Here is a 26337-nt window from a genome sequence, read left to right on the forward strand (position 1 = left end):
GCGCCGTGATCGACACCATCACCGGCTTCAACCTGCTGCCCGCGACCGGGGAGTTCGGCTACGACCCGCTGCCCTACCGGGCCTCGCGCTGGCCGCCCTCGGCGACCGAGCGCCCGTTCAAGCCGATCAACACCTACGCGGCGCCGGGTTCGGGGCGCACGGATTGCAGCCTCGCCCTCGACGCCCTGGCCGAGCAGGTGCCCGGCTGCACCACGGTCAACCTGCTCGTGGCGTGGTTCGGCTCCTCGGTCGACGCGCGCGTCTGCAGGATCTACCCGTCGACGATCTACATCGACGGCTCGTTCCAGCGCATGGATGGACCCACTCCCGTCGAGGAGAATTGGCAGGTCTCCGGCCTGAACCAGCTCTCGCGGGGCCCGGATGGCGCCCCGATCCTGATCCCGATCACCACCGTCGACGGCCACGCGGTCTACGGCGGCACGCCGTCCGACCAGAGCGTGGTGCGCTGCCTGCGCGACCTCAAGGCGCGCGGCTACCGCGTCGTGTTCTACCCGTTCCTGCTGATGGACTGCCCCGGCTTCCCGTGGCGCGGGCGCATCGGGCTCGACGCGGACGGGAATACGGCCGCGGCCGCGACGGTGGCCCGGATCCTCGGGCCGGCGCAGCCGTCGCACTTCACCCGCCACCCCGACCGGCTGACCGTCGACTATGCCGGCCCGGCCGAAGATTACACGTTGCGCCGGATGATCCTGCACTGCGCCAACCTGTGCGTGCTGGCCGGCGGCGTCGACCTGTTCCTGCTCGGCTCCGAGCTGCGCGGCCTGGAGGCGATCCGCGGGCCCGGCTGGACCCGGGCCGGCACGACCGGCGCCGACGGCACCGTCACCTGGGACTACCCCTTCGTCGATGGGCTCGGGCGGCTCGCCGACGACGTGCGCGGGATCTTCGACGCGGCCGGGCTGACGCGGGACACCGCGGGCCTGCACAACCTGATCACCTACTCGCCGGACTGGTCGGTGTGGATGGGCGTGCAGCACCCCGGCGAGGCCGGGCAGTGGCCGCATCTCGACCAGCTCTACGGCCGGGACAGCATCGACCTCGTGGCCTTCGACAACTACCTGCCGCTGTCGGACTGGACCACCGAGGGTGGGCTCGACGCGGCGAACTGGACGGCGCCCGCGCCCGATCGGAGCCGCTGGCCGCCCGGGCCGGACACGATGAGCGGCCTCGGGCTCTCGGGCGAGCCGACGCTCTATTCGATCGCCTACCTGAAGCGGAACATCGAGGGCGGCGAGAAGTACGACTGGTTCTACGCCGACTCGGACAATCTCGGGATCGGTTTCGACCCGCTCGGCTCGGATCAGCAGGTGTCCCGGCCGACCGGCGACCGCGCGACCCAGACCCGCAGCCGGTACTATCCGGGCCAGGAGATCCTGGCGAACAAGCAGCTGCGCTGGTGGTGGAAGAACCCGCACCGCGCCGTCTACGACGACGGCGACGGCCGCGGCTGGGCCCCGCGCGGGCCCGCCACCCGCTGGGTGCCGCAATCGAAGTCGATCACCACGGTCGAGTACGGCTTCGGCTCGATCGACCGCGCGACCAACCAGCCGAACGTGTTCTACGACCCGAAGAGCACGGAGAGCTTCACCGCGTTCTGGTCCGTGTGGGACAGCGCCGACGGGGCGACCTACACGCCCCGGCGGGACGACACGCTCTGCGCGATGGCCCTGCGGGCGGTCCACGAGTACTGGTACCGCGACGGCCACAACGAGGTCTCGGCCGCCGGGCTGCCGATGCTGCAGACCGCCTTCTTCGCGGTCTGGAACTGGGACGCGCGGCCGTTCCCGACCTTCCCGCTGCGCTCCGACGTCTGGGGCGATACCCTCAACTGGCCGGCGGGCCTGTGGGTCAGCGGCAAGGGCCCGGCGCTGCCGCCGCCGCTGCCCGATCCCCCACCGGTACCGGGGCCGTACCCGAGCTTCCCGGCGCTGTCCGGACGCGCATGGTCGGTGCGCTACGCCCCGACCTTCCGCACCGGAGCGGCCGCGCACGTCTCCGGCCGGGAGGCGCGGGCGGCGCGCGTACGGTCGCCGTCCTGGGAGATCGAACTGGCCTACGACGTCCTGGCCACTGGCGGCTTCGCGATGGGCGGGCTCGCCGGTGACTTCGAGCGCCTTGCGGGCTTCTACGGCGCCGTCTCTGGACGCGCCCTGCCGTTCCACGTCGCCGTGCCGCCCGAGCTCGGGGCGGGATCCACCCTGCTCTGCCGCTTCGCCGACGACGACCTCGATCTGGAGCAGTTCATGGCGCTGCTGTTCGCCACCCAAGCCCTCCGGCTCGTGAGCGTGCGCGGGTGAGCGAGGTCCCGCCCGCCTTCCCCGCGCTGCCGGGCCAGGGCTGGTCCGTGCACAAGCGCCCGACCTTCGCGACGCGGCTCGCCCCGCACGTCTCGGGCCGGGAGGTGCGCGCCAGCCTGTACGCGGCGCCGCTGTGGGAGTTCGAGGTGACCTTCGACGGGCTCGCCTCGGGCTCGGCCTTCCCCGGTCTCGGCGCGAACTCACTGCAGGCGCTGCTCGGCCTGTTCCTGCGCTGCCAGGGCCGCTTCGGGACGTTCCTGTACACGGATCCGACCGACAGCGCGGTCACGGCCGGCGCGATCGGCGTCGGCGACGGCCGGTCGCTGGCCTTCCCGGCATACCGGATGCTCGGCGGCTTCTCCGAGCCGGTCGGCTGGGTCACCGCGCTGCGCGCCGTCACCGTCGACGGCGCGCCAGCCGACGGCTGGAGCCTCGCCGCGCCGAACCGGATCGTGCTGCCGGCCGCGCCGGCCGCGGGCGCAGTGATCGGCGCCGCGTTCAGCTTCGCCTACCTGTGCCGCTTCCTCGACGACGTGCAGGACTTCGAGAACGTCATGGCCGGGCTGTGGAAGGCGGAAGGCGTCAAGTTCCGGAGCGTGCGCACGTGAGGCCCGCCGATCCCGCACTCCTGGCCTACCTCGCCGAGATGCGTGCGCGGGCCGACAAGCGGCTGCTGATGGCCGACTGCTTCACCTTCACGCTGCTGTCCGGCCTGATCCTGGCCTACACCGATGCCGACGTGCCGATCGCGCTGAACGGAACCACCTACCGTGCCGATTCCGTGCTGGTGGACGGGCTGCGCTACCGCTGCACCACCGGCCTCGACGTCGATCAGCAGCGGATCACGGTCTCGGCCCGCCCGACCGACACCGTCGGCGGCGTGCCGTTCCTCGTGGCCCTGCGCGAGGGCGTGTTCGACGGCTGCACGATCCGGCGCGACCGGGCCTTCCTCAGCGCCTGGGACGCGCCGCCGATCGGCGGCGTGACGCTGTTCACAGGGCGCCTGGCGAGCGTCGATCAGGTCGGGCGCACCGCCGCGACCCTGACGGTTGCGAGCGAGCTGACGCTGCTCGACATCGACCTGCCACGCAACGTCTGGCAGCCGACCTGCAACCACACGCTCTACGACACCGGCTGCCGGCTCGTGCGGCAGGCCTACGCCTCGGCCGGGGCCGTCGGCGACGGGGCGAGCGCGACGTTCATCCCCTGGGCCGGCGCGAGCGAGGCGCTCACGCAGGGGACGGTGACGTTCACCTCTGGCGGCAACACCGGGATCTCGGCCACGATCAAGCTGGCGGAGACGACCGGCCTAACGCTGACCTACCCGCTCCCGGCGCTCCCAGCCGCCAAAGATACCTTCACAGCCTACCAGGGCTGTGACCATACCCTCGCGACGTGCCGGTCCAAGTTCGCCAACGAGGCGAACTTCCGCGGCTTCCCGTTCGTGCCGACGCCCGAGGCCGCGTTCTGACGGGCAGAACCGGCCGCTCGACCGTCCGGTTGCGACCCAGCGCAGTCGTTCACGCGCGGCCGTGATGTTCCCGAAAGCAGACCTCCCCAGGCCGTTGCTACGGCGGTGATGCGCCTCTCACAGCCGCTTCGGTGAAGGCGACGGATCCCTGGTAGCAGGCGGTGGATTCGTTACAATCAGCTCTCTAAGCACAAGCGAAAATAGTCTTGGCGGATCGCCTCCTTCAGAGTGAATCCAGCCACGCGAGGATTAAGAAGTTCTGGTCCATCCGGGACGCGGCCGAACTTGACATTTTGTAGATCGACGACGAATCCGCGCTCGCCCGTATAGAGGCCCTCGCGGTTCTTGACGTTCACGGAACCACAAATGTGGACGGGCCCGCTTCGGCGCAAATTTGTGACCTTCGCATCAGGACTTTCGAGTTCACGCCGGATGAGATCGAGGACAATTTTTGTATCTTCTGGCCCTATCGACGCTTGAGATCCGTCCTCTACGGTTTGGCTCAACGTGGAGTTCACAAAAATCGTCAGCAAAATGATCATCGCAGGGACGATTCGACTTAGATGACGCTGCGCGTTGCATGTCATGGCCTTACCGACGTAGTCCGGCATGCTCAAAATCGAGCTCGGACACGAAGATCACCGCTTGAGTTCGGGTCCGTACGCCAAGCTTGCGCATGATCTCGGTGGCGTGGGTCTTGACCATGGACATGCCGATCCCGAGGCGAGCCGCAATTTCCTGATTGGTCAGGCCCTTCTTGATGAGGATCAGCACGTTGAGTTGCCCCTGCGACAGGGTGGAGATTCGAGCGGAGGCGGAGCGTTGCCCAGCCTCGGGGGGCAGCGGCACGACGCCCTCCGGCACGAAGGCCTGCCCTTCGAGAGCCTGCTTGACGGCAGCGTGGTAGGTTGCCTGCCGAGCCGTCTTGGCGACGAAGCCGGCTGCTCCGAGAGCCAGCGCCTCGCGAATGATGCGCGGCTCATCGACACCCGAGCAAATCAGGATCGGGATCCGTGGAAAGCGGGATCGGACCGTTAGAAAGCCCTCGAACCCCCGCACGCCCCGCATCGTCAGGTCGAGGATGACGAGATCCGGCTCGGGATGCTGCGAGAGATCGTCGATGGCCCCCTCGATTGAGGATGTCTCCCGTATCGTCGCTTCGGGGAAGCCGAGTTGCAGGACGCGCCGGAGCGCATCCCGGAACAGGGTATGATCGTCCACGAGAACGAGATGCACAGCCGCCTCGGAGAAGGGCACGACGGTGTGATCATGATCGGCAGCCCGCCCGGATGTCGTCAATCAAAAAAGTACAAATATTGTACTTATGGTTTTCGTCGAGATTGATATAGAGCAAGACGCAAAAATCGTGGCCTATTTTCCCTCTTAATAAGAAAATAATGTGGCGTTATTATACCAAGGTCCATGTCGGCACGCCCCCGATTGCTGTCTATAGTCGCGAAAGAGAGGCTGCCCGCTTCCGGCTGCTGCCTTTCAATAGAGCGCGATCCTGCTCAAAGACTGGATCGTGAGGGAGAGAGACATGGCTAATAAGACTGCGACGGGATCACCGCGCCAGAATGTCTTCCTGACTGCTTCGTCCCTGCTTGTTCTCTCGTGGGCGATGGCCGCGCCTGCAGCCGCGAAGGACGAGATGAAGCCCGTCGCCTGGGAAGACATCCTCAACGATCAGCAAACCAACAACGATGTGCTGATGTACGGCATGGGCGTGAAAGCTCAGCGCTATTCATCCCTCGACAAGATCAACACCGAGAACGTTGGCCGGATGAAGCCGAAGTGGTCCTTCTCCTTCGGCGACGAGAAGCAGCGTGGCCAGGAGGGACAAGCCCTCGTTCACGATGGAATCATCTACATCACCGCCTCCTACTCGCGCATCTTCGCCCTCGACGCCAAGACCGGCAAAAAGCTCTGGTCCTACGCCGCCCGACTGCCCGACGACATCCGCCCCTGCTGCGATGTCGTGAGTCGTGGCGCCGCGATCTACGGCAACAAGATCTTCTTCGGCACCCTCGACGCTTCCATGGTGGCGCTCGACGCGAAGACCGGGAAGGTCGTCTGGAACAAGAAGTTCGACGATCACGGATCGGGCTACGCCTATACCGGCGCTCCCAACATCATCAAGGATCAGAAGTCCGGTAGGGTGCTGCTGATCCATGGGAATTCCGGTGACGAGTTCGGCGCGCTGGGCAAGCTCTATGCCCGCGACCCGGAGACGGGCGAAGAGATTTGGATGCGGCCCATGGTCGAGGGCCATATGGGACGCCTCAACGGCAAGGATTCGACGCCGACTGGCGACGCGAAGGCGCCGTCCTGGCCAGACAAGGATGGCAAGAAGGTCGAGGCCTGGAACCACGGCGGCGGCGCGCCCTGGCAGACGGGCGTGTACGACGAGAAGACCAACACCTTCATCATCGGCACCGGCAACCCGGCCCCCTGGAACCACCATTACCGCTCGCCCGGCGACAGCCTCTTCACCTCGGGCCAAGTCTATATCGACCCGTCGAACGGCGAGCCGGTCGGCTTCTTCCAGCATACGCCGAACGATGCCTGGGACTATTCCGGCAACAACGAGATCATCCTGTTCGACCTCGACAAGGACGGCAAGAAGATCCGCGCCGGCGCCCATGCTGACCGCAACGGCTTCTTCATCCTTACCGATATCGACAAGCTGACGGCCCGCGACGGCAAGATCAACAAGCCGGAGGCACTAATCGCGGCCTATCCCTTCGTCAAGGACATCACCTGGGCCAAGGGCTACGATCTCAAGACCGGTCGTCCGATCGAGAACGAGGGTCAGCGCCCGCCGGCTCCCGAGGCCGGGCAGAGCAAGGGCAAGTCGATCCAGGTCACGCCGAACTTTCTCGGCGGCAAGAATTGGAGCCCGATGTCCTACTCGCAGCAGACAGGCCTGTTCTACATTCCGTCGAACGACTGGAGCGAGGATTACTGGACCGAGAACGTCACCTACAAGGCGGGTTCCGCCTATCTCGGCCAGGGCTTCCGCATTCACCGCAAGTTCGACACCCATGTCGGTGCCCTACGGGCGATCGATCCGAAGACCGGCAAGATCGTGTGGGAGCATCTTGAGAATATGCCGCTCTGGGGCGGCAGCATGACCACCAAGGGCGGCCTCGTCTTCCAGGGCACCTCGGACGGCTATGTGAAGGCCTTCGACGCCAAGAACGGCAAGGAGCTCTGGGCCTTCCAGACCGGCTCCGGCGTCGTCTCGGTGCCGATGACTTGGGAGGATGGCGGCAAACAGTATATCGGCATCGCCTCGGGCTACGGCGGCGCTGTGCCGCTCTGGGGCGGCGACATGGCCGATCAGACCAAGCTCGTCAGCCAGGGCGGCTCGTTCTGGGTGTTCGAGGTGCCGACCGACACGGCCTCCGCGCAGTAGCCGGTCGCCGCCGGAGACTGGGTCGGGGCGCAAGCCTCGGCCCGGCCCCCGTCTCATTCGCTACCGCCCACCCCGTCACCGAGTGTCATCCGATGCAGGCTTCCCTCGGCCGCACGCTACTTCTGTCCGGGCTGATCGCATCGGCGCTCGCCTGTCCCGTGTCGGCTCAGACCCAGATCGTCAACCGCGAGGAACGGCCCGATCCTTGGATCGTCAACGGCTGCACGATCGCACCCAAGACCAAATGTCCCGGCGCGGACCTGCGCCATGCGGACCTGAAGAACGCGGATCTCGGCGGGGCCGATCTCACCGGCGCCCAGCTCGCCCGTGCAGACCTGCGCGGTGCGAACCTTCGCGGCGCCCAGCTCGACCGAGCCAACCTCAGCGGCGCGCGCCTGCAGATCTCCTTCATGCAGGGGCTGAAGGCCCGGGGTGCCTCCTTCGTCGGGGCCAACCTCGATCATGCCCGCGCCTCGGGAGCCGATTTCAGCGGAGCCGACTTCACGGTGGCCGATCTGGAGATGGTGCAGGCCAAGCGCGCGCAGTTCGTCGGTGCGAAGTTCATCGACACGGATCTTCAGGAGACCAAGTTCTACGAGGCCAACTTCACCGATGCGGTGATGCAGGGCGTCCAGATCCGCTTTGCGATTTTCCAGGATGCCTGGATGAAGGGCTGCAAGGGCTGCCCGGACCATTGGCAGCACGGCAAGCCGGTGTGGGAAACCTATCCCGAGGCCTCCGCGCCGCCCGCCGCCGAGACGGATCAGTGAGATGGGAGTGGCTGGCCGCGCCGTGGCTCGTCCTGCTGCTGCCCGGCTTGTCCGGCGCGGCGGCGGCGGAGGCGTCGGCGGATGTCCGCACGGCCTTCGCCGCGTGCCGTGCTTTGCCGGACGAGGGGGAGCGCCTGCGCTGCTACGATCGCCTCGCCGCGATCCTCGTGCCGCCCCGCTTCCGGGGACGGTTGACGATGCAGACCGAGCCCTTCGTCATCACCGCCCCGACCGTGCTGCGCTACGAAAGCGATGGCCCGATCTTCGTGATGTACCTGAAGGATGCGCAGGGCGGCATCGTTCAGAACCTGCACATCGGTGGCGGCGGCAGTGCCGTCTACACCATCGAGACGCCCGGTACTTACTCTCTGCAAATCAGCGGCTCCGAAACGTGGCGCATCTGGCTCGATCCGGCGCCGTGACCTGTCCGTTCCGAGGTTTCCAATGATGACGTTCCTTCGCGCGGGTCTGCTCGCGCTTCCGCTGACCGTGGCCACGCTGCCCGCCACCGTCTTCGCCCATGGCGACGCCGCACCGCAGCCGGTCGACACGACCGGCCTGCCGCCGCTCGGCGACGACGTCCGGGCGACCAACCCCTACCACGGCAACAAGTTGGCCATGGAGATCGGCGCCAACGGCTACAACCAGAACTGTGCCCGCTGCCATGGCCTCGACGCAAAGTCTGGCGGCATGGCGCCGGACCTGCGCGAGCTTGAGGAGGGCGAGGCCGGCGACGGCTGGTTCATGACCCGCGTGATGCACGGCGCCAAGAAGGACGATCGCTACCGTATGCCGCCCTTCGAGGGCATCCTCAGCCAGGAGGCGATCTGGGCGATCCGCACCTATGTCGAGAGCCAGCCCAAGAGCTGAGCGGGGTCGGCCCCATGCGCGCGGCCTGGCTCCTGCTTCTGGGACTCGTCATTGCCGCCCCCGCATGGCCGGAGGGAATCAAGGAATATCAGGTCCGCCGCCTCTTGATGTTGAAGACCGAATGCGGCGTGGGCGGCCTCGATGCCGAGGAACTCGACGGTGGGGCGACCCGCTTCGTCGCGACCTGCGAGAACGTGAGCCATTACCCCGACGGCGTCGAGGTCCGCTGCCCTAATTCGGAGGACGACCGCGACTGTACCATCCTGACGCAGAAGCGCGATTTTCCCCATCTTCGGGCGTTGCAGCGATGACGGGCTCCCTCCCGGCGCCGGGGGAGGCGTCGCCGCCTCCGCAAGGCGGCCGCCTCAGCCTTCCGACCCGGCTCCTGCACTGGAGCGTCGCCTCCGCCATCCTCCCGATGCTGGCCTACGGCTTCTGGCTTCGGGCGGTGCCGGAAGGACCGGGCCGCGGCACCGCGATCCGCCTGCATAAGTCTCTTGGAATGCTGCTCCTGCTCCTCGTCTTGGCCCGTCTGCTGTGGCGTGCATGGGAAGGGTGGCCGGCCCCGTCTTCGCAGCACAGGAGTTGGGAGGTCTGGGCGGCACGGGCAATGCACGGAGCCTTGCTCGCCGCGATCCTGCTGATGCCGCTGTCCGGCATCGCCCGCTCCCTCGCCTATCCGCGGGCCCTCGCGCTGTTCGAGTGGCCCCTGATCCCGAAGCTGTTCGAGACCCGGCCGGAGTTGATCTATCAGACCGCGGTGTGGGTCCATGACGGGCTAGGTTTGGCGCTGCCGGGCTTGATTGCACTGCATGTCGCGGCAGCGCTCAAGCATCACGTCCTCGACCGGGACGACACGCTCCGGCGCATGGCGGAGATCGGCCGATGAGGAGCCTGGCCGTCGCGCTCCTCCTCGTTTCGTCCCTTCCCGCCCATCCGCAGGAGGGGCCGGGGGCAGTCGGGATCGTGGCGGCGGATGCCGATTTCGATCCCGTCACCGGGCTTCGGACGCAGAACTACAGATCGCCGGTGACACGCCCCGTCGTCGGCGGCACTCTCGTAGCCCTCGCCGAAGTCGACCGGCTCCGTGCCGAGGGCGCCGCCTTGATCGACGTGATGCCCCAGCGCGGCGGCTTCGAGCCCGTCGGCGGTCGCTGGAGGATCGTGGACCGGCGCGAGACGATCCCCGGCGCCGTGTGGCTGCCGGAGACGGGCCGCGGCAGGATCGAGCCCCGTCTCGCCGCCTATCTCGCCCGCTGGCTGGAGACGCTCAGCGGGGGACATCGCGACCACCCGCTGATCTTCTTCTGCATGGCCGATTGCTGGATGTCCTGGAACGCCGTGCGCCGTGCGGCCGACCTCGGCTACCGCCGGGTCTACTGGTTTGCCGACGGCACGGATGGCTGGAGCGATGCCGGCCGTCCCCTCGTCCCGGCCGATCCGCCTGCGGTCCCGTCGCTCGGCGCGACTTCCACTCCGTCGAGGTGAAGCCCCATGCCTGCCCCGAAAACCACCGGCACCCGCGATCCCCTTGAGTCGCCCCTCTGGTCGAGCATGGCCGAGCGCTACCTCGGCGGCCTGCCCGCGATCTTCGATGACCGGGTCACTGTCACGCTGCCTCCGGTGACCGAGGACCAGACGCAGGTTCCCGTGACGGTCGATGCTCGCGCCATAGGCTCGGTCGAGGAACTCATCGTCATCGCCGACCTGAATCCCTTTCCCCTGACGTTACGCCTCGCCGGAACCGGCGCGCAGCCCTTCGCGGCCTTCCGCATGAAGATCGAACAGGGGACCCCCATCCGTGCGGCGGCCCGTCAGGACGGCCGCTGGTACATCGGAGGACGCACGCTCGATGCGGCCGGCGGCGGATGCTCTGTGCCGCCGGTTGTCGAGAAGCGGGTCGATTGGAAAAGGCTCGGCGCGTTACAGGGCCGGATCTGGCGGGAGGCGGACACTCTGCGTCTTCGCCTGCGCACGATTCACCCCATGGACAACGGAATGATCGCCAACGTGCCGGTGTTCATCATCGAAACGTTGGCGATCTCCGATGCGGCGGGGCGGCGGCTCGCCGACCTCACCCTGTCGGAGGCGATTGCCGACAACCCGACCCTGACGCTCCTTCTGAAGGACGGGGTGACTGAGGCGTTGCTCGTCTCGATGCGCAACACCGCCGGCAACGACTTCCGCGCCAAGGTGCCGGTACCCCCGATCGAGGCGCAGGCACGGGAGAGACTCTGATGGGCGCATCCGAACAATACCGTGGCCTGACCCGTCGTTCGGGCCTCGCCCTCGGCTTGGCGGCGATAGCCTGCACTCCGGCCCTCGCCGCTCCCCGCCGTTACACCCTCAAGCCCGTCGTCGTGGCTCCGGGGATCTGGACGCTCTACGGAGCCCAGGAGGCCATCACCGCCGAGAACGGCGGCGCCATCGCCAACGTGACCTTGATCGAAACCCGAGACGGCTGCGTGCTGATCGATGCGGGTCCGTCCCACCGTTACGGCACCGCCCTGGAGGCCCTGGCGCGGGATCTCACGGGCAAGCCCGTGGTGCGCGTCTACCTCACCCATTTCCATGCCGACCATAGCCTCGGGGCGACGGCCTTCGCCGATTCGGCCGTGTGGGTCGGCCCGGGCCTGCGGCGGGACCTCGCTCGGTTCGGCAACGACCTCGCCAGCGGCATGTACCGGGTTGCGGGCGACTGGATGCGCGGGACCGGCGTGCCGAAGCCCGCCAACGAGGCGCGGGACGGCGTGGAGCAGGTCGGCGAACGGCGCTTCCGTCTGTTGAACCTGTCCGGCCATACCAACGAGGATCTCTGCCTCTTCGAGGAAACCTCGGGCCTGCTGTTTCCCGGCGATCTCGTTTTTCTTGATCGGGCCGCGACGACACCGGATGCCGATCTACCCCGCTGGCGGAAAGCCCTTGCCACGGTCGCCGACATCCCCTGCCGGTTGCTGGTTCCCGGACACGGCCCGGCCGAAGCTGGGCGACGCGGCATCGATCAGACCCTCGCTTGGCTCGATGCGACCGAGAGCGGGATCGCGGCCGGCTTCGAGGCGGGTCTCGATTCCACGGAGATCATGGAACGGCCTCTCCCCCCATGGACGAACGACATCGCCGTGGCGCGCTACGAATTCGCCCGCTCCGTCATGCACCTTTTGCCAGGAATTGAGACCGCACGGCTGCCGGTTTTGACGACCGCTTGAACGTCATCGAGCCACCCTGAGAGATGATTGAGTGAGTATTCCTCTCTTGTTCGACTCTCAATCGCGACGGATGATTCTTCATGTGATAGGCGGCGATTTAGACAAGACGAGCCTACAAGGACGGCAGGCTCTTGAAGGCGCAATTTAACCGGAAAATGCCAAAATTGTTTGGCATGCTGCGGTCGGCCTTTGCGGCTACCTCAATCTAAAGTCAACCGGCCGCTTACGGCGAGCTGCTGCCGATCCCCGGCGGTCTGCTTTCTGATGTCTACACTCGAAAGCGGACTGGCTGTTTTCCACCCACAGCAGACCTACCAAGCCTGGATCCAGCGTCAGATCCGAACCGCTGAGCTGGGTTCGCCTTTCAGCGAGTAGGGCTCGGCGCGCGATGACGTGACCAAAAATGAAGCGCGTCGAGGGCTTCGCATGCTCGCTGAAGACGAGGGGCGCCGCCGCCTCGTGCGCGAGGCCCGAAGCTGGATCGGCACGCCGTACCATCCCGGCGCCGACCTGCGCGGCGTCGGCGTCGATTGCGGTATGCTCCTCGTGCGCGTGTTCGTCGATGCCGGCCTCGTACCGGCCTTCGACCCGCGCCCCTACCCGCAGGACTGGCACCTCCACCGCGCCGACGAGCGCTACCTCGGCTTCGTGTTCGATCGCGCCGCCGAAGTCGTGCGCCCACAGCCCGGGGACGTCGCGGTCTTCCGCTACGGCCGCGCCTACGCTCACGGCGGCATCGTCACGGCGAACGAACCGCTGACCCTGGTGCACGCCTTCTCGCCGGCCCAGGCCGTGATCGAGGAGCCGATCGCCCGCAACCCCGTCCTCGCCGAGCCGGGCCGGCACCCGCGCTTCTTCAGCCTCTGGGCCGCCCGCGCGACCGCCGAGGCCGACCTGCTCTGAGACTGCCATGAGGCCACCATGAGCCTGTTCGGCGGGAAGAAGCGCACCGTCCGGCCGGACTACACCGGCCTGCAGGTCCAGACCGCCTCGAGCGCGCTGCCGATCCCGATCGTCTACGGGACCAACCGCATCGCACCGAACGTCATCTGGTCCGACGGCTTCCAGACCCACGCCCAGCGCGGCAAGAAGGCGGGCGGCAAAGGCGGCGGCCGCCACGGCATCACCGGTTACACCTACTCGACCTGGATCATGTTCGGCCTCGCCGAGGGGCCGGTCCAGGGCATCGGCGAGGTGTTCAGCGGCCAGTCGGTCACGCCCTTCCCGACCAACTTCCTCAGCCTCATCCCCGGCGACACGCCGCAGCAGCCATGGGGGCCGGCGCTGGCGCGCTACCCGGCCGCCGCGCTGCCCTACAACGGCACCGCCTACCTCGCCTCGCCCTACTTCGACCTGGGCTCCAGCGCGACCATCTCGTCGATCGCCTTCGAGGTCGTCGGGCGGCTCGCCGGCACTGCGGGGCCGCTCGGGCAGGATGCCGACCCGGCCGCGCTGATCTCGGACTTCCTGACCAACGCGCAGTACGGTGTCGGCCTGCCGGCCTCGGCCCTCAGCGGCGCGGCCCTGTTTGGCGCCTCGGGGGACGCGTCCTACCAGACCTACTGCGCCGCCCTCGGCCTTGGGCTGAGCCCGGCGCTCACCGACGCCGAGACCGCCAACGCGATCCTGGCGCGGTGGCTGCGGCTGACCAACAGCGCGGCGGTGTGGTCGGGCGCGCGGCTCAGGATCGTCCCCTACGGCGACCAGGTCGTGACCGGGGTGACGCACTCGGGCGCCAGCGTCACCTACGTGCCCGACGTCGCGCCGGTCTACGACCTCACGGACGACGACGTCCTGGCCGCCGAGGGTGACGATCCGGTGCGGGTCGCGCGCAGCGATCCCTACGGCCTGCCCAACGTCCAGCGCGTCGAGTGCTCCGATCGGAGCCACGGCTACACCGCGACGACGGTCGAGGCGCGCGACCAGGGCGCGATCGAGCGCTACGGCCTGAAGGTCGGGGGGACCATCACCGCCCGCGAGATCTGCGCGCTCTCGATCGGCCGGCTCGTGGCGCAGCTCGCGCTGCAGCGGGCGCTCTACATCCGCAACACCTACACGTTCCGCCTGTCCTGGGAGTTCTGCCTCCTCGAGCCGATGGACGTCGTGACCCTGACCGACCCGGGGCTCGGGCTCGCTCGGACGCCGGTGCGCATCACGGCGATCGAGGAGGACGAGGACGGTCTGCTCACCGTCACGGCCGAGGAGTTCCCGCGCGGGACCGCGACCGCGGCGGCCTATCCAACGGTCGGCGCGACCGGATCGGCGGTCGACCGCGAGCGGGCGTCCGCGCCGGTCAACGATCCGCTTATCTTCGAGCCGCCCGCCGCGCTGACGGCCGGCGTGCCGCAGGTCTGGATCGCGGCCTCGGGCGCGAACGCCGACCCGTACTGGGGCGGGGCGAATGTCTGGGTCTCGCGCGACGGCGCCAGCTTCGTCGAGATCGGCACGATCACGGACGCGGCCCGCCAGGGCGTGCTCGCCGCGGACCTGCCCGCCCCGGCCGGGCCCAACCCCGACCGCGCCAACACGCTCGCGGTCGATCTCGGCCGCTCCGGCGGCACGCTGGCCTCGGTGAGCGAGGCCGACGCGCGGGACGGCGTCACCCTCGCGTTGGTCGGCCAGGAACTGGTGTCCTTCGCCACCGCGACGCTCACCGCGCCGCACGTCTACGCCCTGACCTATCTGGAGCGCGGGCTCTCCGGCTCGCCGGCCGGCGCGCACCCGGCCGGGACGGCTTTCATCCGGCTCGACGAGGCGGTGTTCCGCTACAGCGTGCCGGCGGCCTATATCGGCACGCCGCTCACCCTGAAGCTGCAAGCCTTCAACATCTTCGGCGGCGCGGCCCAGGACCTCGCGACCTGCACGCCCTACACGCTGACGCCGATCGGCTCGGGCCGGTTCGGCCCGGTCGCCGAGACGCTCGCCGTCGGCAGCGGCGCGGATCTGGGGCTCGCCTCGCAGGCGGCCACCCGGAGCGACGATTTCGGCCTCGCCTCCGACCCCTACCCGAATTTCCTCGATCTGGGGCTCGCCTCGTCATGAGCGTGCGCACGCAGTGGCTGCGGGACGCGTGGTCGTTCCTCGCGACCTTCGTCGGCCGACCGGGCGAGTTCGTCGTCGACACCACGAATTGGCGCCTCGTCGTCCACGACGGCGTCACGCCCGGCGGTCACCCGGCCGTCTCCGCGGGAGACCTGAAGGGCGGCGTGCCGGCCCTGGGCGTCAACACCGCCGCCGACACCACCAACCGCTTGGCGGTGAAGTCCGAGGCCGCGCTGCTCTCGTGGGACGAGGTCACTCCCGGGGCCGGCAACATGCGGCTGACCCTCAACAAGAAGGCTGCGGCCAACGACGCCGGCCTCGTGCTCCAGACCGGCTACGCCAGCCGGGTCCTGTTCGGCACGCTCGGCAGCGACGACCTGACCGTGAAGACGAGCCCGGACGGCACCGCCTTCCGGACGGCCATGACGGTCGCGGCCGCGACGGGCTATCTCGGCCTGTCGGGTGTGACCGATCCGGGCGCGCCGGTGCACGTCCTGGGTCTCGGCGCGAGGCTCGCCGTCCAACTCGACGCCTACGGGGGCGATGCCGCCGGTCATCACGGGCCCGTCGCCAACTGCCGCGCCCGGGCCGCGCGGGGCGCGCCGGGCGCGCCGCTGCCGCTCAAGGCGACCGACACACTCCTCGGCCTGTTCGGGGCCGGCTACCACGCGGGAGGCGCGTACACGGCCGACGCCGTCGCGCTGCTCGGCGTTGCCGAGGAGGATCTCACGGCGACGGCGCAGGGCACCGGCCTGGATGTCCAGACCACGGCGCCGGGCACGGCCGCGCGCCGGTCGGTGCTGAAGGTCCGCGGCAACGGCGCCCTGGAGCTGCAGCCGCTCTCCGCGGAGCCCGCGGGCGGCGCGCAGGGCCAGATCTACGCGGACAGCACCCTCACGGCGCTCCGATGGCACGACGGTGCCGCCTGGAGCCGGATCACCAACTTCGCCAAGGCCGCCGCGTCCACGAACTTCGACAACTACGTCCCGGCGGATGCCTGGACGAAGGTCCAGTTCAACACCGCCGACAGCAACGATCAGGGCGCCTTCGACGCGGCGAAGAACCGCTTCGTCGCCTTCGAGGCCGGCCTGCACGGCTTCGACGTCGCGCTGACGTACAAGCGGAACGGGTCGAGCGCGCCGACGGCGCTGGAGGTGCAGCTCTACCGCAACGGCGCGGCGGCCGGGCGCGGGCGCGCCGCGGCGACCGGCGCGCTCGTCGACGGCGTCAGCGCGGTCAACCTCGCGTCGGTCCTGAAACTGGCGGCGAAGGACACCGTCGAGGTGTTCGTGCGGTTCACCGGCGCCGACGGCTACGTGGCTGCTGCCGATTCCTTCTTCGGCGCACGACAGCTGCCGTGATCGCCCCCAGCCGCCGGTAGGGCACCGGTTCTCATCCGACGCCCAGGCAGGAGTCTCCCATGGATCTCTCACCCCTCGGACGCGCGGCCCTGGCGGCGCGCGAAGGCTGCCGGCTGCGTGCCTACCGCGACAGCGTCGGCATCTGGACGATCGGCCGGGGTCACACCAGCGCGGCCGGCCCGCCCACCGTGACCGACGGTCTGTGCGTCACCCAGGCTGAGGCGGACGCGCTCTTTGCCGCCGATCTCAGGCCCTACGTCGCTTCCGTGCGCGCTGCGCTGGTCAAGCCGGTGCCGCAGCCGTTCTTCGATGCCTGCTGCTCGCTGTGCTTCAACATCGGCCAGCCGAACTTCGCACAGTCCAGCGTCGTGCGCCTCGCCAATGCCGGCGACCTGCCGCGGGCCGTCGAGGCCTTCCTGCTGTGGGACCGGCCGGCCGCCATCGTGCCCCGCCGGCAGGGCGAGCGGGACCAGGCGGCGCTGACCGCCTACGGCCTCGTCTACGCCCGCCGGGGCGATCCCGCGCCGGTGCGCGCGCCGGAGGGACCGGCACCGGCCTCGCCGGCGCGTCCCGACTCGCTCGCGCCGATGACCGGCGCCCCGTCGGTCGCGCCGGAAGCCTGGTGGCTGCGCCTGCGCGACGCCCTTCGCCACAACATGCAGCGGAGTGCCTGACCATGGGATTCCTCGCGCTCCTGCCGACGCTGCTCGGCGCGCTCGGCCCGATCCTCGCGAAGGTGCTGCCCGACGAGGGCCAGCGCCTGCAGGTGCAACTGGAGCTGCAGCGCGCGCTGATCGAGCAGCAGGGCGATCTCGGCCGGGCCATGGCCGAGGTGATGAAGGCGGATGCCGGCTCGGAGAGCCCGCTCGCCCGCAACGCCCGGCCGATCACCGTGCTCTGGGCACTGGCGATGATCACCTGGGTGGGCGTGGTCTCGCCCATGGTCGGCCTGCAGGTCGAGGTCGTGGCCGCGCTCAAGGGCGTGCCGGCCGAGCTGTGGTCGCTGCTCACCGTCGGGATCGGCGCCTACATGCTGGCCCGCTCCGTCGACAAGATCGTCCCGCAGGTGATCGGGCCGAAGGGTTGAGCCCCGAGACCGCGGGCGCGCAGCGATGGCGGACGAGACACTGCCCCGGCCCCGGACGGCGCGGCCGGGTCGCGTCGAGCGAAGGACCGGGGCCATGACGGATCACCTGCCCGAATGGATCGGGCGCCTGATCGAGCGCGTGGAGGCGACCGGCCGCCAGATGGACGCACTCGGCGGCAAACTCGACCGGATGGACGAGAAGCTCGAGGGCGTGGCCTACCGACGGGACATCGAGCACTTCGTGGCCCGTGACGAGATCGAGCGGCGGATCGACAAGGCGGTGGACGGGGCGAAGGCGGAGGCGGCCAAGGCACTGGCCGAGGTCGCCGGGCAGGTGCGGGACTTGCGCAAGATCGGCTGGGGCCTGGCCTCGGCGGCGCTGCTGGCCTTCGGGGGGATCGTCCTGGCGAAGATCGGGCTGGCGGGGCGGTGAGGCTGGCGCACGCGCGCGGGCCTCTTCGTGCGTAGATCATGGCGCCTCGTCGCCCCCGCCGGGCACAGACGCGCGTGCTCAGATCACGGTGGCACTGCGCATCAAGCCTCGCCTTCGAGCCAATTCGGCGAGAGCGGGCCGTGACGCTCCTCGAGCTCGGCGCGGCCGGCATCGGTGATGCCGTACTCTACAGCATTCGTGTCCGGATCGGTCCGTCCAGTCGCCACGATTAGTCCTAGGACCTCCAAACGGCGCATGTAGCCGCTCATTTGATAGAAGCGTGCGCCGGTCTGGGCGAGTGTTCGAAGCCGGTAGAGGCTGCCGGGCGGGAGCTTGTACATCGCCCACGCGTGTATCCATTGTCGGCGTCTGCGTCAGTAACCAGGGCCGCCTGGCGGCGTTCGGCCGTGTCGCATGCAGGCCGCTCGGCCCCTCGGCTTCGCCAGCGAACCGGCGTCGAAACCTCGCGTTTGCGGAGAGAAGACCCGATTCAGGAGGCGTGGGTGCCGCGCTATTTCTTCGACATCAACGATGGGCGCAACGAGCGCGACGAGATGGGCTTCGACTGCGCCGACCTGCAGAGCGCTGTCAGGCATGCCAAGCAGGCTCTTCCGGAAATCGCTGCCGACGAGGTGCCACGCGATGGTGAGCGACAGGCCCTGACGGTCCTGATCAGGGACGAGGACGGCCGAGCGCTCTACCTGGGCGCCCTGGCGTTCACGGGAACGTGGCTGTCCTAGCCTCACCTGAGCCGGGTCCGCTCGGCAAGTAACGCCAGCGATAAGCGCGCGCCGCGCGGGACGGGAGGCTCGGCAGCAGGCCGTCGTTCAAACATGGCCGCGAAGGACGGTAACAGTTCGATCGGCCGGCAGTCCGCGTCGGCGGATCGACTTGATTCTATACGACTCTTCATCGGCGCGCGTGAGCAGAGTGTCGAGATCCGTCGGCTTGAAGGGCGACGAAGCGCAGCCGACGCTGGCGCCGACCGTGACCTCTTGGTCGCCGAGAGGGAATGATTCGTGCAGGCATTCCATGATCTGCTCGACGCGGGCCGCGAGATCGCTTCGTCGGTGCAGGCCCGGCTTCAGGATGACGAACTCGTCGCCGCCCATGCGGACCACGGTCGCGTCGGGGGCAGAGACAGCGACGAGGCGGGCGGCAACCATCCGCAGCAGGGCGTCGCCGGCCGCGTGACCGTATCGGTCGTTGACCGTCTTGAACCCGTCCAGATCCATGCAGAACACGGCGACCGAATCGTCGGCATTGATGGCCCGGAAGGCCGCGCGCAGACCGATGCGGTTGGCCAAGCCCGTCAGGGGATCCTTGTGCGCGAGGGCTGCCATCGCCAGCTTCATCCCGACATGCTTCACCGCGGTGCGATGAACGTGGCGCACGCTCTCGAAGCTTCCGAGCAGGAAGATCGAGAACACGACCACGATGATGTGGTGGGGGACATCGCTCCACGTCGCCGCCGCGACGATCGGCGGAACCGCCGCCAGGACGATGGCCATGAGGGCGATCTTGGGCCTGATCCCGACACGGCTGACGATGCCGGAGCAGTAGCCGAAGATCAGGCCCGTCGCGAGCATCTGCAGGCTCAGGTCGGGCTGCAGGAAGATCGCCGTCGCCGTGAGGCCGACGGAGGCTGCGACGAGGCTGGTGATCGCGGCATGTGCCGCCTTCCACGCGTTCGTCTCGGCGCGCGCGGGAAGCTCCAGGCCCGGACGCCGCCTCTGGAACTGCATCAGTGCGACCTTGGCCATCGACGCCAGCCCGCCGCCGATCGCGGCGGCCAGGAGGGCACTCATCCCGGTGGACGCGTAGGCAAAGCTCGCGACACCGACCAGGGTGCAGCCCATAATGCAGGTCGGCACTGTGGAATGAGCCAGCTCGGCGACGAGAGCGGAGCGGACGGCACTGTTCTCCACCTCGTCACGCCCGTCGACGGCCACGCATCGCCCCCTGACCCGGTTGGTCGTGCACGGGATCCTAATCCATATTCGTTGACGCTGGTTTTCCCGGCGGCTCCGCGAACCTCGATCAGTCCGCCTCCCCTGTCCGCCATTCGGTAGCCACGCGGCCTCCACGTCCCGACCGGATCGGGTCGGCACCGGACGGCGAACCTTTTCTCGAAATCGCGACTTGTGTCGGCATGAGCGAGCCGACCGACTGCAGCGTGCCCTATGCCCTCGTCGTAGACGACGATGGGCTCATTCGCATGGACGCGATGGACATCCTGGAGGAGGCTGGATTCCGAACTGTCGAGGCCTGCGATGGCGACGCCGCGCTCGTCCTGCTCGCACAGCGGAACGCCGTGATCGTCCTGTTATTCACCGATGTCCAGATGCCCGGGACGCGCAATGGCTTCGCGGTCGCGCGCGAGACGGCGGAACGTTGGCCGCACATCGCCATCGTGGTCGCCTCCGGGCATGTGCACCCGGGGCCGGGCGACATGCCGGAAGGGGCACGCTTCATCGGCAAGCCCTTCACGGCCGGCATGGTGCACGAACACCTGAAGGAGATCCTGCCCGATGGGCAGAAGCCGGAGCCGCTGCGTCGGTAAGGTGGGAGAAACGTTGCCACTGAACGTCGCCGCCATCGTATCGGTGTGAACCCCGCGGATGAGACCCCGCGGGGCGCCACCGATCTACTTGCCGCTCGGGGCCGCACCGCTTCCGGTGGCGCCATTGCCAGTCCCGCTTCCGGCAGGGGCGCCGGGCGTGCTGACAGGCGGACCGCCAGCCGTACCCGGTCCGGTACCGGTGCTCATCGAGCCGGTTCCGCGCTCCATGGACTTCTCGGAATTGCTCTTCACCGAGCCGGGATTGTTCATATTGCCCTCGGCGCTGCCGCCACCGGCGGCAGTCTGAGCCAGCACGGCGCCAGACATCGCGAGCGAGAGAGCGGCCGCCATCATCAGTGTCTTCGTCGACATGGATCTTCCTCCCGATAGGTACGCTTGAGGCCAATCAGCAGTTGTCGTCGCCCGGCTTGACGGGCTGCCCCTCGGGGGCCTTCTTCTCACCTTTGTCGGCCATGGAACCGGCGCCGACGTTGTTCAGCGCACCGACCGTGCCGGGAGACTCGCCTTTGGCACCCGGCGTCACTTTGGCGGTCGAGCCGCCCTCGACGTTGGAGCTGGTGTCCTTCGTCGTCGGCCCCTTGCTGCTGGTGGTCGTGCCGACAGCGCACGGCGCTGCGAAGGTTGTCGTCATCGTCAGCACCAGGATCGCGGCAGCGCCGGTTAGGGTGGAGAGACGGGGCATGTTTCCTCCTGTTGTCAGTAGGGGAAGAAGCAGTCCTGCGTCGTTGTTCCTGGCCGGAGCGGTCAGAACAGGGCCACCAAAGCCACGCCGGCGACCATCAGGACTGCTCCGAGGATTCGCCACAGACTGGCCGGGTGCACCGGGAAGCCGACCCAGCCGTAATGGTCGAGGACGAGGGAAGCGGCGACTCCCACTGTCACGATGATGCCGAGGAAGGAGGCCGCGCCGATGGCGGGTGAGGCGTAGAGCTGCGCCAGGATCAGCAGCACGCTGAACAGACCGCCGAGCCACGCTCACCACGGCACGGCAGCAAGCTGTTGGCCGGTCGGCATCTCGAGCTTGCCGATGGCGAGGCCGCCCATCAGCAACGCGGCCGTGCTGACCAGGAGCGTGATCAGGCCCGCGGTGATGGGCAGCCCGAGTGACTTGGACAAGGTCGCGTTCTGACCGGGCTGGATCGCGTTGGCGATGCCGGCGAGGATGGTGAGGCCGTAGAGGAACAACATGATGGGCTAGCACGCCGGACACCGGCCAAGGTCCGCCGCGCAGCTGTACACCTTTGACGCGCCCGCCCATCTCTGGACGTCCGCGGCCGCTGCGACGACGTCACAGCTGCAGCGCCCACGTGGCTGTCCGCGGCGGTCGCATCAGGTTCAGGATGGATCGCTGACGGCCCTAGATCGCCTCACCCAGCGATCCGACACCAATCGCGTGCGCCAAGGCTCCAGGCCTGCTCAACACCGTAGGCGACCGGCACACCACCGTGGCTGATCATGCGTGCCAACATCACGCGGGTGCCGAGTGCTGTTATGCGGATCACCGTCGCGCCGAGGCCGGCATCGCCGATCAAGTGAGTTCCGACGTCCCACCCATTCTCCCGGCAGATGTCGGCGGCGTGGCGGTGATCGTGCCGCGTGCCGCCGGTCATCGGTCAGCGTCCCGACATGGTCGGTCCGATCGAGCGGATGAGGCCTGAAGGAAGCCGGGATCGAGAGTGCGCTGCATATCCTGTCAGCACTTGGCGATGTAGCTCAGCTCCCTGGAACAGCCCGTGCGCGAGGTTCTGCCGCACCAGTCGATGGCGGCTTACATGATCGTGCCGGGACCGACGGGATCACCAGGTATGAGATCGGGGCCCGCGGGATCGCCCGGCACCGGGTCAGGCGGCGGCTGCGGTGCCGGCCGATCACCGGGCATGGGTTCGGTCGGCGGCGGTTCGCCGGGCGTCGTCAGATCGGGACCGCCGGGATCGGGGATCGGAGAACCGGGATTGGTCATGGCGTACACCCTCTTAGGAACAGGTTGCGCAACAACCGAAGGTCCCAACGCAAGGGTTCCCGAGAATGCGGTGAACTACCGAGGATCGCTGCAACTCGGGAGGCGGTTCGGAGTTGGAAGCCGGACTCCTGGTGATGCCAGAACACCGTTGGATCCAGCCATGCCCACCGAACTGCTCGACAAGACCCACATCGACGTTTTCGACCGCGCCGCTCGCGAGCATTGGGCGCTTCGCTTCGGGGTCACCGAAGAACGCCTGCGCAAGGCCGTGCGAATGGTCGGCTCGCGCGTCGCCAGCGTCGCCGCCTATCTCGGTCAGCCTTCGCGATAACGGGGCAGCCTTGGGCCGCGAACTTTACACCAGTTCGAACGGCGATCGCTGGCTCCTGCTACGCGATCGGTCCGACGGTCGCAGCTTCGTCCGCCACGAGGCCAACGCGGCCTCGGGTGGCCGCGTCACCGACATCGCGTTGGCGGCCTTTCTCGCCGCCGACCGTGGCGGTCCGGAGCATCAGGCAATCTGGGCGCTGATCGGTGAGATCGTCGACGGTACTGCTTCCATCAGCGAGTCGCGGTGTGGCGAACACGGGCTTCGGGCCGAGGAAGGCGGTCGCACCGAGACAACGGACGCGTCTACGCAATCAGACCCGCAGTTTTAAACTGCATATACCTCATTTGTATGTTTCGTCAGGGCTGCACCGCGCTAAAGACGACGCTGGCGACTTGGAAGTCAGTCGCCATCAGCGATGACTCAGCAAGCCCGGCTCAGCGAGCCGGGCTTCTCTTTGTATGCCGCCGCAACATGAACCAGGCAGATCGACGGCCTTCATCCTTGGTTCGGTTCCGAGACGGCCCGCCCGGTCCGCCGGCGCGGGCCTTTATTCGCGTGTCAGTTCAGATTGCCGGAGATCACGCCGAATTTGGAGGTGAGCCGCGTTCCTACGAGCCGCAGCGAGGCGATGATGATGACAGCGATCAGGGCGGCGATCATTCCATATTCTATGGCGGTAGCGCCAGTCTCGTCGCGAACGAACCGCCTTAGAAATTTGGGCATCGGACCGATCCATCGCTCTAAATAGAGCATCACACCTCCATGATCGCCCCGGCATGTTTACGGACGGTAAATAAAAATTTCTGCCGAAGCGAAAGATCAGTTCTCGGCGACGGAATAGGGTCTATAAGCGGCGCTTGAGGGCGATAGCGGACTTGGCAAGACTCTTGCTCCGCCGCTTCATGGCTGTGTTTCATCTCGAATGCTCCGTCTATAGGCGCTGCGCAAGCGGGCTGTCGGTTGCTACCGAGCAACTTGAGGCGTCGACGGACGCCCAGGCCGCCGGTGAGGCTGAAGCCAAGTTCGAGCGTCTCCTCGCCGGAAGATCTGGTTGCGCCACTCTTCGGGACGACGGCGGCAAGGTCATCTGGTCTGCGCGGCGGCTTCCTTCCGTCGTGCGCGACACCGATCCGCCTCTCGCGGACGCAGCCCGCTGATGGCCGGCCGCCCTCCTATTCCCGAAGCCCGTTGTGTATCGGCTCGGCTCACACGCTGGTGAGATCGGACGCTCCCCCGCCCCGTGAGCAGATCGGGGCGGGGCCGAGCGGGCAATTTGCGAGAGAAAGCGGCCCTGCAGCGGTCCCGATCCGGCCCCCCACGCTGACGATTTTGCTCCTCCGGCCAGACGCCTTACATTCGTCCCATCAGGAGATTGCAGATGGGCCATCCGGCCTTCAACATGACGGCGTTTGAAGCCGCGCAGGAAGCTCTGGCAGCCCGTCCGCTTGCGGCCACCGCAATTTTCAGCGCGGAGCCCTTCAACTCTCGGGCCGACGTAATTGAGCTCCGAGAGAGTGTGCGCAAATCGACAGATGAGATTATTGCCCGGTACCTCGATTGGCGCTCGGGGGCGTTAAGCGGCGTAGGAAATCTCAGGGCGCTCCTTGGTCAGGCGGCATCGCATCTGCCCGCGAGCATGCTTAGCGAGCTTTTGGCACGCAACATCGAGCAGATTTCAGGCCTGCAACACGATTATAATATATCGAAAGTTGCGGACGCAGCCTCCATCAAGGAGGCATATATTATCATAGATCAGCACCAAATGCTGCCGCTTGATATTCAAAGATTCTTCAGAAAAGAAGTTCGGCGTATTGAGAAAATGGCCGCCGAGCGCGCTCGTGCATACGAGCGAATAATATTTGCCTTGAACGAGATTGCTGAGAAACTTGAGCTACATATCCGGAATAATAGCTTAATCTCTGCAAAAGAGCTGTCGGAAAAAGATCTAGCGGATCACTTAAGTGGAGCGCTAAATCGCCAGCCAGATCTCCAAGGTGTTGCCGATAGGACGGCGCGCAGGCTGAAGGCGTTCCCAAAGGTCGCGGCGTACCTTGGGCGGTAAGCAGCCGCTTTGGATTGTTGCCGATGAAGTTGAGGCGATTGCCCGAGAACTTCTCCGCGGCACCCCCGAACCATTCCGCGTACTTGACCGCGGGGCGCTGGAGAGCGCGGTGGCGCGGCCACTAAATGCGTGGGCATATGACGGCGAGACAGACCTTATTATTCTCGCTGTGCGCCTTCTTGAAGGGATAGGCCAGAGCCACTGCTTCCAACAGGGCAACAAACGCACCGCATTTTTTGCGGCAATAGAATTTATAGAAGCGAATGGAGGTGAGTTCGACGATAGAGATACGGAAATTTTGGCGACTGTTATAGAGGGCGTAATATTAAAGACAATTTCCCGTTATGTTTTAGTTGAAGCGCTTCGGAAGAAAGTAAAGTTCTAGCTTTATTTCGGAAACGAAATGCGTTTTGACAGCACCATGCTGGTATCATCTATCCCGCTTGACGTCCCAGCCGCCGTCGCCTCCTGGTGCGACCAGATCGACCGCCTGACCGAGCATGCCACGTCGTGCCGATACCTGGCTCCGACGCGGTGGGCGGCGATGCGCGCGAACGCGCTGACCTTCCTCGACCAGCATGGCGCCGAGGCACACCGGCTCGGCTGGGCCGCGCCGCAGTTCTTTGGCGTCCATCCGGAGCACGGCTTCCTGCGCGTCGAGTATGCCGGGGCCCTGATGGTCAACGACAGCGAGGTCGTCGGCGCCGCCAGGACGCGCGGGCGGAGATCCTGACGCGGCCGGGCGCCTCGAGGCGATGGGAACTTAGGCATGACGCCGGGCTATTTGCTGCTTCGGCTCGCTCGCCAACCGAAAAAGGCTGCCGCCAGCAGCGACAGGAATATCCCTGACCAGAGACCGCCCTCCGTCACCTTCGTGACGAACCACTCCCACGGCGTCGGTGCTGACGGATCCTGTGACCAGCCGACAGCCATCACGAAGGTCGCAAGCAGGGCGAGGCCGAGCAGGACCAGATGCGAGATCGACATCAGTTCGTGCCTTCTCGAACGAGGTAGGTGATATCTTGGTGGGCCGGGCAGGACGCGAACCTGCAACCAGACCGTTATGAGCGGTCGGCTCTAACCATCGAGCTACAGGCCCCTGAGCTTGGACAGGCGATGCGGCCGCTCAGGGGCAATGGGCTTCGTCCGCGCGGGGGTGAGGGAGTTCAGTGCCTGACGGGCGGCACGGCACCAGCGAAAGAGGCCATGCCATCCGCTTCGACCATCGCGGTAAAAGTCTCATACGCCTCCTGGTCCGTCGTGAAGGTCTAGGCCCAGGCGATGCACGAGCCGGACGACAGATCGAACACGACCAACTGCCAGGGATCCAGCGTGCCGGCATAGCGGTAGATCTCGACATCGACGGCTTCACCACCTCGGCTCAAGGAGCTGGAAAATGGGAGTGCTCGACCTCGCGGTCCTCG

General features: G+C 67.3%; 34 protein-coding genes, 1 tRNA gene and 1 pseudogene. 25 read left to right on the forward strand and 11 right to left on the reverse strand.

Going from position 1 to position 26337, the window contains the following annotated elements; genetic code table 11:
• The first annotated feature begins 5 nt into the window (after positions 1–5).
• From ACLBX8_RS00575 to ACLBX8_RS00585, 3 genes are read left to right on the forward strand one after another with little or no spacing between them, the layout of a single operon-like run.
• Complete coding sequence (locus tag ACLBX8_RS00575) at positions 6–2318, forward strand: baseplate megatron protein TIM-barrel domain-containing protein (protein ID WP_447714481.1); 2313 nt, start codon at positions 6–8, stop codon at positions 2316–2318.
• Positions 2315–2926, forward strand: a complete 612-nt coding sequence (locus ACLBX8_RS00580) for a DUF2460 domain-containing protein (RefSeq protein ID WP_447697590.1) — start codon at positions 2315–2317, stop codon at positions 2924–2926. Before ACLBX8_RS00575 ends, ACLBX8_RS00580 begins: the two co-directional genes overlap by 4 nt.
• A complete protein-coding gene (locus tag ACLBX8_RS00585) occupies positions 2923–3789 on the forward strand; it encodes a DUF2163 domain-containing protein (RefSeq protein WP_447697591.1) in 867 nt (288 codons plus the stop codon). The genes ACLBX8_RS00580 and ACLBX8_RS00585 overlap by 4 nt, the downstream gene beginning before the upstream one ends.
• Positions 3790–3965: 176 nt before the next feature.
• On the opposite strand, the gene ACLBX8_RS00590 is transcribed toward ACLBX8_RS00585, so the two are convergent.
• Together ACLBX8_RS00590 and ACLBX8_RS00595 are read right to left on the reverse strand one after the other, a co-directional pair.
• Positions 3966–4400: a hypothetical protein gene (locus ACLBX8_RS00590; protein ID WP_447697592.1), complete on the reverse strand. Its 435-nt coding sequence runs from the start codon at positions 4398–4400 to the stop codon at positions 3966–3968.
• A complete protein-coding gene (locus ACLBX8_RS00595) occupies positions 4381–5046 on the reverse strand; it encodes a response regulator transcription factor (RefSeq protein WP_447697593.1) in 666 nt (221 codons plus the stop codon). The genes ACLBX8_RS00590 and ACLBX8_RS00595 overlap by 20 nt, the downstream gene beginning before the upstream one ends.
• Positions 5047–5410: 364 nt before the next feature.
• Between ACLBX8_RS00595 and ACLBX8_RS00600 the strand changes: the two genes are divergently transcribed.
• From ACLBX8_RS00600 to ACLBX8_RS00670, 15 genes are all read left to right on the forward strand, one after another.
• Positions 5411–7207 (forward strand): methanol/ethanol family PQQ-dependent dehydrogenase, encoded by a 1797-nt coding sequence (locus ACLBX8_RS00600; RefSeq protein ID WP_447697594.1) that lies wholly within the window; start codon positions 5411–5413, stop codon positions 7205–7207.
• 92 nt (positions 7208–7299) lie between these two features.
• The gene (locus ACLBX8_RS00605; protein ID WP_447697595.1) at positions 7300–7977 is read left to right on the forward strand and encodes a pentapeptide repeat-containing protein; all 678 of its coding nucleotides are present in this window, start codon (positions 7300–7302) and stop codon (positions 7975–7977) included.
• Entirely contained in the window at positions 7974–8399 is a 426-nt protein-coding gene (locus ACLBX8_RS00610) for a hypothetical protein (RefSeq protein WP_447697596.1), read from the forward strand. The genes ACLBX8_RS00605 and ACLBX8_RS00610 overlap by 4 nt, the downstream gene beginning before the upstream one ends.
• A gap of 25 nt (positions 8400–8424) precedes the next feature.
• Positions 8425–8847, forward strand: coding sequence for a cytochrome c-550 PedF (gene pedF / locus ACLBX8_RS00615; RefSeq protein ID WP_447698124.1), 423 nt, complete (start codon positions 8425–8427; stop codon positions 8845–8847).
• A 14-nt stretch (positions 8848–8861) separates the two neighbouring features.
• The gene (locus tag ACLBX8_RS00620) at positions 8862–9158 is read left to right on the forward strand and encodes a hypothetical protein (protein ID WP_447697597.1); all 297 of its coding nucleotides are present in this window, start codon (positions 8862–8864) and stop codon (positions 9156–9158) included.
• Positions 9155–9736, forward strand: coding sequence for a cytochrome b (locus ACLBX8_RS00625; RefSeq protein ID WP_447697598.1), 582 nt, complete (start codon positions 9155–9157; stop codon positions 9734–9736). Before ACLBX8_RS00620 ends, ACLBX8_RS00625 begins: the two co-directional genes overlap by 4 nt.
• Complete coding sequence (locus ACLBX8_RS00630) at positions 9733–10335, forward strand: rhodanese-like domain-containing protein (RefSeq protein WP_059408534.1); 603 nt, start codon at positions 9733–9735, stop codon at positions 10333–10335. The genes ACLBX8_RS00625 and ACLBX8_RS00630 overlap by 4 nt, the downstream gene beginning before the upstream one ends.
• A gap of 6 nt (positions 10336–10341) precedes the next feature.
• Positions 10342–11085 (forward strand): quinoprotein dehydrogenase-associated SoxYZ-like carrier, encoded by a 744-nt coding sequence (locus ACLBX8_RS00635; RefSeq protein WP_447697599.1) that lies wholly within the window; start codon positions 10342–10344, stop codon positions 11083–11085.
• Positions 11085–12053 (forward strand): quinoprotein relay system zinc metallohydrolase 1, encoded by a 969-nt coding sequence (locus tag ACLBX8_RS00640; protein WP_447697600.1) that lies wholly within the window; start codon positions 11085–11087, stop codon positions 12051–12053. Before ACLBX8_RS00635 ends, ACLBX8_RS00640 begins: the two co-directional genes overlap by 1 nt.
• A gap of 426 nt (positions 12054–12479) precedes the next feature.
• On the forward strand, positions 12480–12956 hold the full coding sequence (locus tag ACLBX8_RS00645; RefSeq protein ID WP_447697601.1) for a hypothetical protein: 477 nt from the start codon (positions 12480–12482) through the stop codon (positions 12954–12956).
• Positions 12957–12974: 18 nt separating this feature from the next.
• Positions 12975–15095, forward strand: a complete 2121-nt coding sequence (locus ACLBX8_RS00650) for a phage tail protein (RefSeq protein WP_447697602.1) — start codon at positions 12975–12977, stop codon at positions 15093–15095.
• A complete protein-coding gene (locus ACLBX8_RS00655; protein ID WP_447697603.1) occupies positions 15092–16456 on the forward strand; it encodes a hyaluronate lyase N-terminal domain-containing protein in 1365 nt (454 codons plus the stop codon). The genes ACLBX8_RS00650 and ACLBX8_RS00655 overlap by 4 nt, the downstream gene beginning before the upstream one ends.
• Positions 16457–16515: 59 nt before the next feature.
• The gene (locus ACLBX8_RS00660) at positions 16516–17130 is read left to right on the forward strand and encodes a lysozyme (protein ID WP_447697604.1); all 615 of its coding nucleotides are present in this window, start codon (positions 16516–16518) and stop codon (positions 17128–17130) included.
• 2 nt (positions 17131–17132) lie between these two features.
• On the forward strand, positions 17133–17543 hold the full coding sequence (locus ACLBX8_RS00665; RefSeq protein ID WP_447697605.1) for a 3TM-type holin: 411 nt from the start codon (positions 17133–17135) through the stop codon (positions 17541–17543).
• Positions 17544–17637: 94 nt separating this feature from the next.
• Positions 17638–17976, forward strand: a complete 339-nt coding sequence (locus ACLBX8_RS00670) for a hypothetical protein (protein ID WP_447697606.1) — start codon at positions 17638–17640, stop codon at positions 17974–17976.
• Positions 17977–18077: 101 nt separating this feature from the next.
• Here the strand turns inward: ACLBX8_RS00670 and ACLBX8_RS00675 are convergent, their stop codons facing one another.
• Positions 18078–18317: a hypothetical protein gene (locus ACLBX8_RS00675; RefSeq protein WP_447697607.1), complete on the reverse strand. Its 240-nt coding sequence runs from the start codon at positions 18315–18317 to the stop codon at positions 18078–18080.
• 162 nt (positions 18318–18479) lie between these two features.
• Here ACLBX8_RS00675 and ACLBX8_RS00680 point away from each other — a divergent pair, with 162 nt between their 5' ends.
• Positions 18480–18716: a DUF6894 family protein gene (locus ACLBX8_RS00680; protein WP_447697608.1), complete on the forward strand. Its 237-nt coding sequence runs from the start codon at positions 18480–18482 to the stop codon at positions 18714–18716.
• A gap of 87 nt (positions 18717–18803) precedes the next feature.
• Here ACLBX8_RS00680 and ACLBX8_RS00685 read toward each other — a convergent pair whose 3' ends face one another.
• On the reverse strand, positions 18804–19928 hold the full coding sequence (locus ACLBX8_RS00685; RefSeq protein ID WP_447714482.1) for a diguanylate cyclase domain-containing protein: 1125 nt from the start codon (positions 19926–19928) through the stop codon (positions 18804–18806).
• Positions 19929–20128: 200 nt separating this feature from the next.
• Between ACLBX8_RS00685 and ACLBX8_RS00690 the strand changes: the two genes are divergently transcribed.
• A complete protein-coding gene (locus ACLBX8_RS00690; RefSeq protein WP_447697610.1) occupies positions 20129–20539 on the forward strand; it encodes a response regulator in 411 nt (136 codons plus the stop codon).
• An 84-nt stretch (positions 20540–20623) separates the two neighbouring features.
• On the opposite strand, the gene ACLBX8_RS00695 is transcribed toward ACLBX8_RS00690, so the two are convergent.
• From ACLBX8_RS00695 to ACLBX8_RS00710, 4 genes and pseudogenes are all read right to left on the reverse strand, one after another.
• The gene (locus tag ACLBX8_RS00695) at positions 20624–20911 is read right to left on the reverse strand and encodes a hypothetical protein (RefSeq protein ID WP_447697611.1); all 288 of its coding nucleotides are present in this window, start codon (positions 20909–20911) and stop codon (positions 20624–20626) included.
• Positions 20912–20945: 34 nt separating this feature from the next.
• Positions 20946–21242 (reverse strand): hypothetical protein, encoded by a 297-nt coding sequence (locus ACLBX8_RS00700; protein ID WP_447697612.1) that lies wholly within the window; start codon positions 21240–21242, stop codon positions 20946–20948.
• Between the two features lie 62 nt (positions 21243–21304).
• A pseudogene (locus ACLBX8_RS00705) lies at positions 21305–21748 on the reverse strand (DMT family transporter).
• Between the two features lie 179 nt (positions 21749–21927).
• Positions 21928–22170, reverse strand: a complete 243-nt coding sequence (locus ACLBX8_RS00710) for a DUF7241 domain-containing protein (RefSeq protein ID WP_447697613.1) — start codon at positions 22168–22170, stop codon at positions 21928–21930.
• Between the two features lie 510 nt (positions 22171–22680).
• Here ACLBX8_RS00710 and ACLBX8_RS00715 point away from each other — a divergent pair.
• Both ACLBX8_RS00715 and ACLBX8_RS00720 read left to right on the forward strand, forming a co-directional pair.
• On the forward strand, positions 22681–22851 hold the full coding sequence (locus tag ACLBX8_RS00715; RefSeq protein WP_447697614.1) for a DUF3606 domain-containing protein: 171 nt from the start codon (positions 22681–22683) through the stop codon (positions 22849–22851).
• A 10-nt stretch (positions 22852–22861) separates the two neighbouring features.
• Positions 22862–23179 carry a hypothetical protein gene (locus ACLBX8_RS00720; RefSeq protein ID WP_447697615.1) on the forward strand — a complete coding sequence of 106 codons (318 nt, stop codon included), beginning with the start codon at positions 22862–22864 and terminating at the stop codon, positions 23177–23179.
• A 230-nt stretch (positions 23180–23409) separates the two neighbouring features.
• Here ACLBX8_RS00720 and ACLBX8_RS00725 read toward each other — a convergent pair whose 3' ends face one another.
• Complete coding sequence (locus tag ACLBX8_RS00725) at positions 23410–23604, reverse strand: Flp family type IVb pilin (protein WP_447697616.1); 195 nt, start codon at positions 23602–23604, stop codon at positions 23410–23412.
• Between the two features lie 625 nt (positions 23605–24229).
• Here ACLBX8_RS00725 and ACLBX8_RS00730 point away from each other — a divergent pair.
• Genes ACLBX8_RS00730 through ACLBX8_RS00740 form a run of 3 tightly spaced genes read left to right on the forward strand, consistent with a single transcriptional unit; the run spans position 24230 to position 25646 of the window.
• The gene (locus ACLBX8_RS00730; RefSeq protein ID WP_447697617.1) at positions 24230–24913 is read left to right on the forward strand and encodes a hypothetical protein; all 684 of its coding nucleotides are present in this window, start codon (positions 24230–24232) and stop codon (positions 24911–24913) included.
• Entirely contained in the window at positions 24903–25298 is a 396-nt protein-coding gene (locus ACLBX8_RS00735; RefSeq protein ID WP_447697618.1) for a type II toxin-antitoxin system death-on-curing family toxin, read from the forward strand. Before ACLBX8_RS00730 ends, ACLBX8_RS00735 begins: the two co-directional genes overlap by 11 nt.
• Before the next feature lie 18 nt (positions 25299–25316).
• The gene (locus ACLBX8_RS00740; RefSeq protein WP_447697619.1) at positions 25317–25646 is read left to right on the forward strand and encodes a hypothetical protein; all 330 of its coding nucleotides are present in this window, start codon (positions 25317–25319) and stop codon (positions 25644–25646) included.
• A 47-nt stretch (positions 25647–25693) separates the two neighbouring features.
• Here the strand turns inward: ACLBX8_RS00740 and ACLBX8_RS00745 are convergent, their stop codons facing one another.
• Positions 25694–25900 (reverse strand): hypothetical protein, encoded by a 207-nt coding sequence (locus tag ACLBX8_RS00745; RefSeq protein ID WP_447697620.1) that lies wholly within the window; start codon positions 25898–25900, stop codon positions 25694–25696.
• A 36-nt stretch (positions 25901–25936) separates the two neighbouring features.
• Positions 25937–26012: transfer RNA gene (locus ACLBX8_RS00750), tRNA-Met, on the reverse strand.
• Positions 26013–26337 lie beyond the last annotated feature (325 nt).

The sequence above is a fragment of the Methylobacterium sp. D48H genome (genome assembly GCF_053345715.1).

Excerpts from the sequence above, each read along its gene's own strand:
- ACLBX8_RS00605 (WP_447697595.1), top strand. The coding sequence starts at position 7,300 with ATGCAGGCTTCCCTCGGCCGCACGCTACTTCTGTCCGGGCTGATCGCA.
- ACLBX8_RS00655 (WP_447697603.1), top strand. The coding sequence starts at position 15,092 with ATGAGCGTGCGCACGCAGTGGCTGCGGGACGCGTGGTCGTTCCTCGCG.
- ACLBX8_RS00660 (WP_447697604.1), top strand. The coding sequence starts at position 16,516 with ATGGATCTCTCACCCCTCGGACGCGCGGCCCTGGCGGCGCGCGAAGGC.
- ACLBX8_RS00700 (WP_447697612.1), bottom strand. The coding sequence starts at position 21,242 with ATGCCCCGTCTCTCCACCCTAACCGGCGCTGCCGCGATCCTGGTGCTG.
- ACLBX8_RS00730 (WP_447697617.1), top strand. The coding sequence starts at position 24,230 with ATGGGCCATCCGGCCTTCAACATGACGGCGTTTGAAGCCGCGCAGGAA.
- ACLBX8_RS00670 (WP_447697606.1), top strand. The coding sequence starts at position 17,638 with ATGACGGATCACCTGCCCGAATGGATCGGGCGCCTGATCGAGCGCGTG.
- ACLBX8_RS00740 (WP_447697619.1), top strand. The coding sequence starts at position 25,317 with ATGCGTTTTGACAGCACCATGCTGGTATCATCTATCCCGCTTGACGTC.
- ACLBX8_RS00690 (WP_447697610.1), top strand. The coding sequence starts at position 20,129 with ATGAGCGAGCCGACCGACTGCAGCGTGCCCTATGCCCTCGTCGTAGAC.
- ACLBX8_RS00710 (WP_447697613.1), bottom strand. The coding sequence starts at position 22,170 with ATGACCGGCGGCACGCGGCACGATCACCGCCACGCCGCCGACATCTGC.
- ACLBX8_RS00695 (WP_447697611.1), bottom strand. The coding sequence starts at position 20,911 with ATGTCGACGAAGACACTGATGATGGCGGCCGCTCTCTCGCTCGCGATG.
- ACLBX8_RS00630 (WP_059408534.1), top strand. The coding sequence starts at position 9,733 with ATGAGGAGCCTGGCCGTCGCGCTCCTCCTCGTTTCGTCCCTTCCCGCC.
- ACLBX8_RS00675 (WP_447697607.1), bottom strand. The coding sequence starts at position 18,317 with ATGTACAAGCTCCCGCCCGGCAGCCTCTACCGGCTTCGAACACTCGCC.
- ACLBX8_RS00650 (WP_447697602.1), top strand. The coding sequence starts at position 12,975 with ATGAGCCTGTTCGGCGGGAAGAAGCGCACCGTCCGGCCGGACTACACC.
- ACLBX8_RS00745 (WP_447697620.1), bottom strand. The coding sequence starts at position 25,900 with ATGTCGATCTCGCATCTGGTCCTGCTCGGCCTCGCCCTGCTTGCGACC.
- ACLBX8_RS00715 (WP_447697614.1), top strand. The coding sequence starts at position 22,681 with ATGCCCACCGAACTGCTCGACAAGACCCACATCGACGTTTTCGACCGC.
- ACLBX8_RS00725 (WP_447697616.1), bottom strand. The coding sequence starts at position 23,604 with ATGCTCTATTTAGAGCGATGGATCGGTCCGATGCCCAAATTTCTAAGG.
- ACLBX8_RS00590 (WP_447697592.1), bottom strand. The coding sequence starts at position 4,400 with ATGCCGGACTACGTCGGTAAGGCCATGACATGCAACGCGCAGCGTCAT.
- ACLBX8_RS00640 (WP_447697600.1), top strand. The coding sequence starts at position 11,085 with ATGGGCGCATCCGAACAATACCGTGGCCTGACCCGTCGTTCGGGCCTC.
- ACLBX8_RS00665 (WP_447697605.1), top strand. The coding sequence starts at position 17,133 with ATGGGATTCCTCGCGCTCCTGCCGACGCTGCTCGGCGCGCTCGGCCCG.
- ACLBX8_RS00620 (WP_447697597.1), top strand. The coding sequence starts at position 8,862 with ATGCGCGCGGCCTGGCTCCTGCTTCTGGGACTCGTCATTGCCGCCCCC.
- ACLBX8_RS00635 (WP_447697599.1), top strand. The coding sequence starts at position 10,342 with ATGCCTGCCCCGAAAACCACCGGCACCCGCGATCCCCTTGAGTCGCCC.
- pedF (WP_447698124.1), top strand. The coding sequence starts at position 8,425 with ATGACGTTCCTTCGCGCGGGTCTGCTCGCGCTTCCGCTGACCGTGGCC.
- ACLBX8_RS00645 (WP_447697601.1), top strand. The coding sequence starts at position 12,480 with ATGCTCGCTGAAGACGAGGGGCGCCGCCGCCTCGTGCGCGAGGCCCGA.
- ACLBX8_RS00600 (WP_447697594.1), top strand. The coding sequence starts at position 5,411 with ATGGCCGCGCCTGCAGCCGCGAAGGACGAGATGAAGCCCGTCGCCTGG.
- ACLBX8_RS00625 (WP_447697598.1), top strand. The coding sequence starts at position 9,155 with ATGACGGGCTCCCTCCCGGCGCCGGGGGAGGCGTCGCCGCCTCCGCAA.